An 11,860-nucleotide genomic window follows, 5' to 3' on the forward strand; every position below is an offset into this window, starting at 1 on the left:
GAGATTTAATATGATTTCGAGAGCAAAGAAATATGTGGCAGTGTTACTGGTTTTTGTATGCGTGTGTATGATATTTTCTCCCCAGACTGCATATGCGGCCGAGGATAGTTCGCAGCATGAAACTGTCAAAGTCGGTTTCTTTGCCATGGATGGATACCATATGATGGATGAAGAGGGGAACCGCAGCGGTTATGGCTATGATTTCCTCCGGTTGATGGCTCGTTATTGGGATGTAGATTACGAATATGTCGGATACGATCAGAGCTGGGATGATATGCAGCAGATGCTTGAAGATGGCGAGATCGACATGGTAACATCTGCCCGCAAAACACCGGACAGAGAAGAAAAGTTTGATTTTTCACGTCCGATCGGAACCAATTATGGGATGCTGACCGTCCGCAGTGACAACAGCACGATTGTGGACGGCAATTACAGCACTTACAACGGTATGCGTGTGGCGCTTTTGAACGGAAACACCCGGAATGAAGAGTTTGCGGATTTTGCAGACAACAAAGGATTTACATATGTTCCATCTTATTTTGATACGACCGCAGAGATGGAGGAAGCCCTTCAGAGCGAAAAAGTTGATGCGATTGTTACCAGTTCTCTGAGAAAAACAAACAATGAGCGAATCGTGGATAAATTTGGCAGCAGCGATTTCTATGTCATTGTTAAAAAGGGCAATACAGAATTGCTGAATGAGATCAATTATGCAATCGACCAGATGAATGCAGTTGAGGGTGACTGGAAAACGACGCTTTACAATAAAAATTATGAAAGCATAGAAACTAAGAATCTGGAATATACGGAGCAAGAAAAAAGTATTATTGCACAATATTCCAAGGACAACCCAATTCGTGTTCTGTGTGATCCGACCCGTTATCCATATTCTTATAATGAAAATGGTGAGATAAAGGGGATTATCCCGGATTACTTCCGGAAAATTGCAGACTATGCCGGGATTTCCTATGAGTTTCTTACACCTGCCACCAGAGATGAGTATATTGCTTATCAGAAAAATACGGAAACCACAGATATGAGTATCGATGCACGCCTGGAAACAGATAACTATGCTGAGACGAAAAAATGGGGGCTTACTGCACCTTTCATTACAATGCAGATGGCAAGGGTGACACGGCGTGACTTTGATGGAAAAATCAATGTTGTTACTACGGTTGACCAGACAGCATCAAATTCAATTGAAGATGCAATGGCACCCGGCGCAGAAAAACTGATGTGCAGTACCCGACAGGAAATGATGGAAGCTGTCCGTGAGGGTAAAGCAGATGCTGCCTTCGTCTACTATTATATGGCACAGGCGTTTGTGAATAGTGACACCACAGGCACCCTGACATATACTTTGCTGGAACAGCCTACATACACCTACCGCATGGTAATATCATCAACAGAGAATCATGCACTGGCTGGCATCCTGACGAAAGCAATGTATGCCATGCCAAAAAATCTTGTCGAAGATCTAGCAGCACGGTATACCACATACAAAGCAACAGATCTGACATTTGTTGACTGGATCCGTCTGCATCCTGTTGTTACTGTTTGGATTCTTCTTATTTTTGGATGGCTGCTGACTACTATGGCTGTGACAATGGTGCGTCTCAGTGCAAGAAAAAAAGCTCAGAAGTCGGCCCAGGAGAAAGCTGAGAAAATGGCGGAACTGGCAGAGCATGCACAGGCTGCAGACAAGGCAAAAACAACATTTCTGTCACATATGTCCCATGATATGAGGACACCGATGAATGCAATCATAGGATTTACCGGTATTGCAATGAAAAACAATCCGTCAGACGAAGTGAAAAATTGTCTGGAAAGGATTGACGAAAGCTCAGAGCATTTACTGTCGCTGATCAATGATGTATTAGATCTGACCCGTATCGAAAGTGGAAAAGTGAAATACAATCCGGTACCGGCGGATGTGAAAAACATTACAGATTCTGCATTGAATATTACAAAAGGCTTTCTTACGAACAGGGATATCAACTTTAAGATTCAGCGTGAAGAAGTAAAGATTCCAAATGTACTTGCGGATCCTGCACGCCTGCGTGATGTGCTGGTCAATATTCTGAGCAATGCCGTGAAATTCACTCCGGATGGAGGGACGATTGCGTTTGAAGCCCGGTGTCAGGAAAAGGGCGGGGATGGATATATAAATATGCGTTACCGCATTTCGGATACTGGTATTGGCATGAGTGAGGAATTTACAAAAGAAGTTTTTGAGGAATTTGCACAGGAAGATTCCGATGTGAGAACGCAGTACCATGGAGTTGGACTGGGGATGGCTATCGTAAAGAAGTATGTAGATATGATGGGTGGAACCATTTCTGTGCAGAGTAAAAAGCAGGAGGGAACTACATTTACTGTGGATATTCCTTTGGAAATTACAAATAAGGAATGTAATAAGTCAGACACAGGTTTTTCTGAAAAGGTAAATCTTACAGGTGTGAATGTCCTTCTTGCAGAGGATAATGAACTGAATGCAGAAATTGCTGCCGTGCAGTTGGAAGAGTTCGGGATGAATGTAGAAAGAGCTGTGGATGGAAAGAATGCTGTTGAGATTTTCAGAAATCATCCAGAAGGCACATTTGATGTAATCCTGATGGATATCATGATGCCTGAAATGAATGGTTATGAAGCAGCAAAAGCAATCAGGGCAATGAATGACAGACCGGATGGAAAAAATATTCCTATTATAGCAATGACAGCTAATTCATTTGCAGAAGATGTTCAGGCATCACTGGATGCAGGAATGAACGCACATTTGTCAAAGCCGATTGTGATTGATGAAGTTATAAAAACGATTTTAAGGTATGTAACATAGAGTGTATGGAATCAAATCCATATGCTCTTTTTCTTGAAATAAGTATGCTTCAATTAGCTGAGTAGATATGTTAGAAGATGAAGAGAAAGAAAACTAAGGTGGTAGCTGAAATTGACTTTATTCGCACTTATGATTATAATTTAAAAATAGAAATATGATTGATCGTGAATTCACTAAAATATGGAGATGAAGGCATGGAATATCTTTCAATCAGTCAAACAGCTGAAAAATGGGGACTGTCGAAACGACGGGTGCAGGTACTCTGCTCTGAAAATAGAATTCCGGGAGTGATGCGTGTTGGCAGTTATTTGAACGACTGGATAATTCCAAGTTTCGAAGCAGTTTCCCTCTGAAGCAGAAGGATATTGATTACATAAACGAAGAAGGATTGGATACAATCAGACAACATGCAAAGGAGTTTATCGCAAAGAGAGAAGCTCCGGCGTATATAGCAAATGATGGCAAGCAGACACTAATACGTGGACATCCGTCACTGGGCGTTGAGGAAGAGTAGGTGAATAATATGAGATACGAAGATTCGATGAAAGGTGTAGCTGCTCAGATAATCAAAGAACAGCAGCGAGCCAGTAAAATTAAAAACAATCCAGAAGAGTTCCATTGGCATGACGAATATGCAACATTGAATTTCTTTCGGTTTATCTGTAAAAATATCGGTAACTTGGGAAATGGAGAAATTGAAAAAATGGTCACACGCTTAAAGCACATAGATCAGAAAGCAGTGGAAAACCATGTGAATGGTGCTGTTTGGGCACTTGATTATGATAAGATGTTCAGTTCTGTGTACTGATGGAAAATGAAATTTGCCGAAAGGTGTGTGAAAAGAATAAATATAATAGTTGGACGAAGTTGATTGGACAGTATTGTGTTTCAATGGCTTAAAGATGAAGAAAGTGTTGCTGGAGAGAAAAATATTCTCCAGCAACTTTGTCTTTGATGAATAAAGCTCAGTTTTTTTGTTTAACTATTCTCACTATTATTTGATTCAGTGATATTTTTCTTCTTTTGAGAAACCAGTTTGTGACCGGAATAAATGGACATTCATGACAGCGTTGTATGAGCATCTTAGATGGCAAAGAGATTAAATTGTAATTTTCTGAAGGTAAGCTTTTGGTTAGATTTTTTCAAAGAAAAATTATAGGATAACAATACATAGATTTAACCATGATATTCTGAAAATTTTATAGGAATGCGCTATTATCAAATTGACATAGGAATGTGGTAGAGTATAATTACAATTGAATACACTGAAAAAATGGAGGAATTACATGAAAGCACATAAATATTGGTCAGTTGGAGCATTAATTACAATGTTTGGGACTTATTACACTGGATATAAAAAGCTAAAATCAAGTCATAAATACTTTGCTTTAAGTTCTATGTTATGTATGGTAATGGCGATATATACAGGTCATAAAATGATTACTGGGAATAGGAAAGAAAAGGCAAAGAAAGAGAAAGTTACAGACAGGGAGGAATAAATAATGTTGGAAGTAGGAATTAAGGCACCTGATTTTGAGTTGCCAGATCAAAATGGGAAAATACATAGATTATCGGATTATACAGGAAAAAAAGTGATTTTGTATTTTTATCCAAGGGATAATACACCGGGATGTACGAAGCAGGCATGTGGTTTTTCCGAAAGATACCCTCAGTTTACCGAAAAAAATGCAGTTATTCTTGGAGTCAGTAAGGATTCTGTAGCGTCTCACAAGAGATTTGAGGAAAAATATGGATTGGCATTTACACTTTTAGCAGATCCAGAGCGAAAAGTTATTGCAGCTTATGATGTATGGAAAGAAAAGAAAAATTATGGCAAAGTATCTATGGGAGTAGTAAGAACCACATATCTTATTGATGAACAAGGGGTTATTATAAAGGCAAATGATAAAGTCAAGGCTGCAGATGACCCTGAAAATATGCTTAAGGAATTAGATTAATGAAGATAATATTATCCCCTGCTAAAAAGATGATTACAGATACTGACAGTATAGAACCGGATGCATTGCCTGAATTTATTGAAAAGACGACAGAGATACAAAGTTGGTTGAAAAGTAAGTCAAAAGAGGAACTGAAAGGCATTTGGAAATGTAATGACAAGATTGCAGAACAAAATTTCAATAGATTGGGAAATATGAATCTTTATCAGATGCTCAGTCCGGCTGTTTTATCATATGAAGGAATTGCTTTTCAATATATGGCACCATCCGTGTTGGAGGACAGTCAGTTCGAGTATGTGCAAAATCATTTGAGAATAATATCTGCATTTTATGGTGTGTTAAAACCAAGAGATGGTGTGACGCCTTATCGTTTGGAAATGCAGGCGAAGGTTGGAATAGGAGAAACAAAAAATCTATATGAGTATTGGGGAGATTTATTGTACCGCTCAGTGATTGATAACAGCAGGGTTATAATCAATCTGGCATCGAAAGAATACTCTAAATGTATAGAAAAATATCTGACACAACGGGATAGATACATTACGATTACATTTTGTGAATTATCAGGAGATAAACTGGTGACAAAAGGTACATATGCTAAGATGGCTCGTGGTGAAATGGTTAGGTTCATGGCTGAAAACAGTATTGAAAATCCTGAGGATATTAAGAAATTCGACAGACTTGGTTATTCATTCCGGTCTGATTTATCATCAGATACTGAATATGTTTTTGAACGAAAAATAGAACAATGATTTAGATTAAAGATGCTCAGCACGGGCATCTTTTTGTAATAATGAGAATTATTACTAATTTTATTGACAATAGAATAATAATGATATACAATCCTTATTAAGAATAAATCCTAACAAGGAGGACTGATGACGAGTAGGAGAAATACCATTCAAAAAGATCTTGTAAGAAATGCCGTATACGAAATGAGAAGACATGTTACAGCAAATGAAGTGTACGAATTTATAAAAGAAGCATATCCTGCAATCGGAAAAGGAACTGTATATAGAAATCTTGATATATTGGTAGATGAGGGTTCGCTAAGGAAGGTTGAAGTTCCGGATGGAACGAATAGGTTCGATTTTACATTGAAAAATCATTACCATGTCAGGTGTGTAAAATGCGGTGAGGTTTCAGATGTGGATATGGATGAAATACCGGATTTACTGGAAAGAATTCATAACACTCATGGAATCGAATTTTTGGATTATGATATTTCATTTAAAGGTATTTGCCCAAAATGCAGGGAGAAGGTAAAGGAGGAAAAAAATGGATAGGAAAGCAATGTATAAGTTGAGTTATGGATTGTTTGTACTGACTGCCAGGGAAGAGACAATGGATGTATTATTAATACAGCCATTCAGGCAGCTTCAGAACCGAACCAGTTAAGTATCTGCGTCAATAAAGCAAATTACACGCATGACATGATTCAGAGAACTGGAAAATTCACAGTATCAGTCTTAAGTCAGAAGGCACAGTTTGAATTGTTCAAACATTTTGGCTTCCAATCAGGAAGGGATACCAATAAATTTGAAGCATTTGAAAAGTGTGCTAGGGGTACAAATGGTATTTATTATATTACAGAAGGTACAAATGCATACATTTCTGTAACAGTTAATAAAACGGAGGACTTAGGATCACATACAATGTTTATCGGTGAGATAACAGATATGGAAGTTTTAAGTAATGTTCCTTCTGTCACATATGATTATTACCAGAATAATATTAAACCTAAGCCACAGGCAGTCGGAAAAACCGAGGATGGGCAGACAATATGGCGTTGCAGAATTTGTGGATATGAATATGTAGGAGAAGAATTACCGGATGATTTTATATGTCCTTTATGTAAGCACCCAGCATCAGATTTTGAAAAAATAGTAAAGTAAACGGAGGAAAAAGAAATGGCAGCAAACAAATACGTAGGAACACAGACTGAGAAAAATTTACAGGAGGCATTTGCAGGGGAATCACAGGCAAGAAATAAGTATACCTATTTTGCTTCTGTAGCGAAAAAGGAAGGCTACGAGCAGATGTCAGCATTGTTTTTAAAAACCGCAGATAATGAGAAAGAACATGCAAAGATGTGGTTCAAGGAATTAGCAGGAATTGGTGATACAAAGGAAAACCTGGCGGCAGCGGCAGAAGGCGAAAATTATGAGTGGACAGATATGTATGAAGGCTTTGCTAAAACAGCTGAGGAAGAAGGATTCCCTGAGCTTGCAGCAAAATTCAGGGCAGTAGGTGAGATTGAGAAGCACCATGAGGAAAGATATCGTGCACTTCTTAAGAATATTGAAACTGCTAAAGTTTTTGAAAAGAGTGAAGTTAAAGTATGGGAATGCCGTAACTGCGGACATATTGTGGTAGGAACTAAGGCACCTGAAGTATGTCCGGTATGTAATCATCCACAGAGCTATTTTGAAGTACATGAAGAGAATTATTAAGGGGATGAGATTATTACGAAGAAGAAAGTGATTAATTCAAAAAAGCAGTAATGATAGGTTGAGACTTTGTTAGTTCTACGCATATTATCTGGAGTATGATGATGAAAGATCCGGTGGATTTGCACCACTTGCAAAGGTTTCAGGAGATAAGAAGGTTGTTCTTGGACTTATCACAACCAAGAGACCGGAATTGGAAGAAAAAGCAATATCCTACAGGTGAAGCGGTTGAGATTGGGCTTGCGAGGACGAATCCATACAGGGATTTATGTAAGATAAAGTTAAAATAAAAAGAAGATTTTCGCGGATCTGAATCGACACGTGAAAATCTTCTTTTTCGCTATCAGAGGAATTATCCGAGCACAGTTCTACTAAAGCTTTCCCTCTGGAACCCTGGAAATGATCGTCCGGTTGATCCGTACCAGGAAGAAGGAGGATACCATAAGTGAAATGACCTCCGCAATCGGGAATGACCACCACACTACATGAAGACCGCCAAGTTTTGCAAGGATATATGCGGCAGGGATCAGTACAAATAACTGACGCATAATGGAGACGATCATGCTGAAAAATGCTTTTCCAAGAGCCTGAAATACTGTTCCTGATACAATACAGAACCATGCGATCAGATAGTGGATTCCGATGATCCGCAGGGCAGGAACTCCGATGGTGAGCAGCTCGTCCGATGCATTGAACATACCCAAAAGTATCTGTGGGATTCCTTCAAAGCAGAGGAATCCGATGAAGGTGAGGCAGAAGGCAACCAGCATACTGAGTTTGATCGTCTTGAGCATACGTTTTCTCTGACCGGCACCATAATTGTAGGCAATGATCGGAGTAATCCCATTGTTGAGACCGAATACCGGCATGAAGAAGAAACTCTGTAGCTTAAAGTAAACGCCGAATACAGCAGTTGCGGTTGATGAAAACTCGATCAGGATGCGGTTCATGCAGTAAGTCATAACCGATCCGATGGACTGCATAATAATCGTTGGAATTCCAACTGCATAAATGGTGCCGATAATATGGAAATCGAGTCTGAATCCATGAAACTTCAGTTTCACATCATGATTGTACCGGTGGTTACAAAATCCGGCGACAAGTGCGGCAACACATTGTCCGATCACGGTTGCAACAGCAGCTCCGGTCACACCCATTTTCGGAGCTCCGAGAAGTCCGAAGATCAGGATTGGATCAAGAATGATGTTAGTGATTGCCCCTGTCAGCTGGGAAGTCATACTGAAGATGGTTCTTCCGGTTGAAGTAAGAAGACGCTCAAAGAAGACCTGTGCAAGCAGCCCGAAAGAAAAAATCATGACGGTGCTTAAGTACTCAATTCCGAGTTCCATGATCTCCTGGTCAGCATTTCCAATCTGACTTGCGTAAAAAGGACGGACGATCGTAAAGCCAAGAATGAAAAATACGAGATAGCTGAAAAAATATAAAACGGCAGCGTTGCTTGCAGTTGCATTTGCTTTTTTGAAATTTTTCTCTCCAAGTGATTTGGAAAGGAGTGCATTCATGCCGACACCGGTTCCGGTTCCAACTGCAATAAGCAGTGTCTGGAGTGGAAAGGCAAGTGAAACGGCGGTCAGTGCATTTTCCGATAATTTAGCGACAAAAATACTGTCTACGATGTTGTACAAAGCCTGTACCAGCATAGAAATCATCATAGGCAGAGACATATTAAATAATAGTTTTCCGATGGGCATGGTACCCATTTTGTTTTCTGCAGGTGCAGATGTATTTTCCTGATTCATTTTCTCATTCCTTTCTGTTCTGATAAAAGAGTAAAAATATTGTAAAAACAGCCACTAAACACATATGATATAGGAAAATACGAAGATAATCAAGTGGAATAAGGGAGTATAAATTGACTTCTTTCGGACAGACGGGTATAATTCTTGTTATATGGAGAAATAGGAAAGGGATATACTAGAATGAGTAATACAAATCAGAAAATCGAAACTTTAAATAAACTGCGTACTACAGAGGCAATTTATGTACTGATGTCATCCTGTACAAGAATGCCATATGTGGTCTGCGATCCGGAGACATTTGATGATGAGATCCTTCTTTACTACACAGAAGCGGAAGCGAAAGAAGAGGCTATGAAGCTTCAGAAGGAGGGAAATCCAATGCAGCTTGTCAAGGTGGATGAAAATTCCCGCCTGTCATTTTTTACCGGGCTGTTTCCGATGGGAGTCAACTGTATTCTGGTGGACAAAGGGTTGGACGGACAGATTACTGTGCAGCTTGACGAATTGATCACGAGACCGAAGGATGAAGAACTGCCAGAAGGAAAAATACGTGTAGAGAATCCGGAACTGGTGCTGACTGCAGCGTATTTTATGCAACAGATGAGAAAGCCGGATAAACCGGAGATGACGGATGAGTTAAAAGAACTGAACGAAGAAATGCTTGCCCATTATCAGGAGGGGCGTTATATTGTGACTGTTCAGGAGGACAAAGGAATTCCGATTCTGAAACAGAAAGATGGGAAAGTGTATCAGCCAATCTTTACGGATGTGCAGGAAGTTAAGAAATTCCAGAACCTGAACAAGGGTGTGACATTGAAAACCGCTGTTGTAGAAGGAAGTAAGATTCCGGAAATTCTTTCACCGGAAGCATTTGGCGTTGCAGTCAATCCGTTTGGGGTGAACCTGCAGTTGCAGATAAAGAGAAAACCGGCAAAAACGAAAGAAAACGAAAACAAAACACAAGAATAATCGAAAATAAAAAAGAGAAAATGAAAATTGCAAGAGGAATCCTGATCTGCGGAACAGGTATCGGGGTAAGCATTGCTGCCAACAAAGTTCCGGGAGCTTATGCAGCACTGGTTAACAATGTATATCAGGCTCAGAGAGCACAGCTCAGTAACAATGCCAACATTATCACACTTGGTGCACAGGTTACAGGAATTGAGCTCGCAAAATGCCTCGTAAAAGAGTACTTAAGCGTAACTTTCGATCCGGAATCCCGTTCTATGCCAAAGGTGGCAAGAATTACAGAATACGAAAAAGAAGGTAAATAATCTGAGTTATTCAGAAAGCGTAAAGAGCAGTCCATCAAGGGCTGCTTTTTGCTATAGAAAAACACGATAAGGATATACAATTATAGTATAAATGTATTTGAGATAGAAGGGAAAATGTGATAACATTAGATAGCAAAATTCAAAAAGGGGAAAAGGAAAAAGAGATGAAAAACAAGAAGCTATGGATATTTGGGGGAATCATCCTTTTGATTGTGATCCTGAATCATATTTTTGACTGGTCTTCTTACATAAGTACTGCAGAAAATCTTGAATTTATGAAGCGGATAGTGCAGAATAATCTTCCTCTGGCAATTCTATTGTATATGGTATTGACAGTTGTTGGGTGTGTGGTGCTTGCGCTTCCGGGAGTGACGTTTGCGATACTGGCAGGACTTCTCTTTGGACCAGTAATCGGTACGATTTGTTGTTCTCTGGCAACAACGATCGGGGCGGTTCTTGCATTTATTGCAGGACGTTTTTTCTTGAAAGACAGTATTGGACCAGTGGTTGCAAAAAACCGTATCTTGAAAAAATGGTTGTTTGACGATACTGGCTGTAATGAATTATTTGTTCTTATGATTACACGTCTGGTTCCGGTATTTCCATTTAATCTGCAGAATTTTGCGTATGGTATTACAGATATCCGTTTTAGTACGTATGCAATTGGTTCGTTGATATTTATGCTACCTGGTACAGCGATGTATACGGTTGGTACAGCAGGCCTTGCGGATAAGGAGAATAGGTTGCTTTATATTGGAATAGCAGTAGTGCTGGCAGTTGTAGTCACGATAATCGGGATAATCCTGAAAAAACGTTACCTGAAAGATGACCTGGAAGAAAATAAGGAATAAGGAGTAAAAAGTATGGAAAAAAAGAAAAATATTTGGGTGGGGAAAATAGTAGTGATCGTTTTGATTATTGTATCAATCGGAAGTTATTATGTATTTCCGTCCGTAAAACATGTGATGAATCAGGTATTTAAGATGTTTGCTAGTGGAGACTTTGCAGTGGTCAGAGACTTTGTAGCATCTTATGGGGCATATGCGGCATTGATTTCATTTTTGCTTATGATTTTTCAGTCGATTGCAGCGCCACTTCCGGCATTTCTGATTACATTTGCAAATGCGAATCTTTTTGGATGGTGGCAGGGAGCTATTCTGTCATGGAGCAGTGCGATGGCAGGAGCAGCGGTATGTTTTTTCATTGCAAGAATACTTGGACGTGATGTGGCAGAAAAGCTTACGAGTAAAGCTGGAATGCAGCAGATAGATACATTTTTTAAAAAATATGGAAAGAATACAGTTCTGATCTGTCGTTTGCTTCCGTTTATTTCGTTTGATATTGTAAGTTATGCAGCAGGACTTACTTCGATGTCGTTTATATCTTTTTTTGTGGCAACTGGTGTAGGACAGCTTCCGGCAACGATTGTATATTCTTATGTTGGAGGAATGCTGACAGGAGGAGCGAAGCTTCTGGTGACAGGACTGCTGATCCTGTTTGCTCTGTCGGCACTGATTTTTATGGGGAGAAAGATCTACATGGACAGACAGAATAAAAAAGCAAAATAAATGGTATAAAAAAG

At 39.5% G+C, this 11,860-nt stretch carries 12 protein-coding genes and 3 pseudogenes; 14 read left to right on the forward strand and 1 reads right to left on the reverse strand.

The window, feature by feature from the left end; genetic code table 11:
- Positions 1 to 10: 10 nt before the first annotated feature.
- From PGZ10_RS03195 to PGZ10_RS16735, 10 genes and pseudogenes are all read left to right on the forward strand, one after another.
- Positions 11 to 2,836 (forward strand): hybrid sensor histidine kinase/response regulator, encoded by a 2,826-nt coding sequence (locus PGZ10_RS03195; protein ID WP_270540675.1) that lies wholly within the window; start codon positions 11 to 13, stop codon positions 2,834 to 2,836.
- A gap of 316 nt (positions 2,837 to 3,152) precedes the next feature.
- A pseudogene (locus PGZ10_RS03205) lies at positions 3,153 to 3,326 on the forward strand (DUF4186 family protein); the annotation flags it as partial.
- Positions 3,327 to 3,359: 33 nt separating this feature from the next.
- Positions 3,360 to 3,644 carry a hypothetical protein gene (locus PGZ10_RS03210; protein ID WP_330674216.1) on the forward strand — a complete coding sequence of 95 codons (285 nt, stop codon included), beginning with the start codon at positions 3,360 to 3,362 and terminating at the stop codon, positions 3,642 to 3,644.
- Between the two features lie 478 nt (positions 3,645 to 4,122).
- Positions 4,123 to 4,335, forward strand: a complete 213-nt coding sequence (locus PGZ10_RS03215; RefSeq protein ID WP_117649891.1) for a DUF6219 family protein — start codon at positions 4,123 to 4,125, stop codon at positions 4,333 to 4,335.
- 3 nt (positions 4,336 to 4,338) lie between these two features.
- Complete coding sequence (gene bcp, locus PGZ10_RS03220; protein ID WP_270540676.1) at positions 4,339 to 4,794, forward strand: thioredoxin-dependent thiol peroxidase; 456 nt, start codon at positions 4,339 to 4,341, stop codon at positions 4,792 to 4,794.
- Positions 4,794 to 5,546, forward strand: coding sequence for a peroxide stress protein YaaA (yaaA, locus tag PGZ10_RS03225; protein WP_118217956.1), 753 nt, complete (start codon positions 4,794 to 4,796; stop codon positions 5,544 to 5,546). Before bcp ends, yaaA begins: the two co-directional genes overlap by 1 nt.
- Positions 5,547 to 5,672: 126 nt before the next feature.
- On the forward strand, positions 5,673 to 6,080 hold the full coding sequence (locus PGZ10_RS03230) for a Fur family transcriptional regulator (protein WP_117822940.1): 408 nt from the start codon (positions 5,673 to 5,675) through the stop codon (positions 6,078 to 6,080).
- Positions 6,073 to 6,689: pseudogene (locus PGZ10_RS03235) on the forward strand (flavin reductase). The gene PGZ10_RS03230 and the pseudogene PGZ10_RS03235 overlap by 8 nt, the downstream one beginning before the upstream one ends.
- A gap of 15 nt (positions 6,690 to 6,704) precedes the next feature.
- On the forward strand, positions 6,705 to 7,247 hold the full coding sequence (gene rbr / locus PGZ10_RS03240) for a rubrerythrin (protein WP_117649977.1): 543 nt from the start codon (positions 6,705 to 6,707) through the stop codon (positions 7,245 to 7,247).
- 79 nt (positions 7,248 to 7,326) lie between these two features.
- A pseudogene (locus PGZ10_RS16735) lies at positions 7,327 to 7,449 on the forward strand (5-methyltetrahydropteroyltriglutamate--homocysteine methyltransferase); the annotation flags it as partial.
- Between the two features lie 166 nt (positions 7,450 to 7,615).
- On the opposite strand, the gene PGZ10_RS03250 reads toward PGZ10_RS16735, so the two are convergent.
- A complete protein-coding gene (locus PGZ10_RS03250) occupies positions 7,616 to 9,004 on the reverse strand; it encodes an MATE family efflux transporter (RefSeq protein ID WP_173826266.1) in 1,389 nt (462 codons plus the stop codon).
- Between the two features lie 180 nt (positions 9,005 to 9,184).
- Between PGZ10_RS03250 and PGZ10_RS03255 the strand changes: the two genes are divergently transcribed.
- From PGZ10_RS03255 to PGZ10_RS03270, 4 genes are all read left to right on the forward strand, one after another.
- Positions 9,185 to 9,973 (forward strand): SseB family protein, encoded by a 789-nt coding sequence (locus PGZ10_RS03255; protein WP_055261386.1) that lies wholly within the window; start codon positions 9,185 to 9,187, stop codon positions 9,971 to 9,973.
- Between the two features lie 20 nt (positions 9,974 to 9,993).
- Complete coding sequence (locus tag PGZ10_RS03260) at positions 9,994 to 10,278, forward strand: RpiB/LacA/LacB family sugar-phosphate isomerase (protein ID WP_082421164.1); 285 nt, start codon at positions 9,994 to 9,996, stop codon at positions 10,276 to 10,278.
- A gap of 164 nt (positions 10,279 to 10,442) precedes the next feature.
- A complete protein-coding gene (locus tag PGZ10_RS03265) occupies positions 10,443 to 11,129 on the forward strand; it encodes a TVP38/TMEM64 family protein (protein WP_117555980.1) in 687 nt (228 codons plus the stop codon).
- Positions 11,130 to 11,141: 12 nt separating this feature from the next.
- A complete protein-coding gene (locus PGZ10_RS03270; protein WP_117834345.1) occupies positions 11,142 to 11,846 on the forward strand; it encodes a TVP38/TMEM64 family protein in 705 nt (234 codons plus the stop codon).
- Positions 11,847 to 11,860: the final 14 nt, after the last annotated feature.

Source organism: Coprococcus sp. AF102-57 (assembly GCF_027686195.1).
In the GTDB taxonomy this organism is placed as follows: Bacteria; Bacillota; Clostridia; order Lachnospirales; family Lachnospiraceae; genus Allocoprococcus; species Allocoprococcus comes.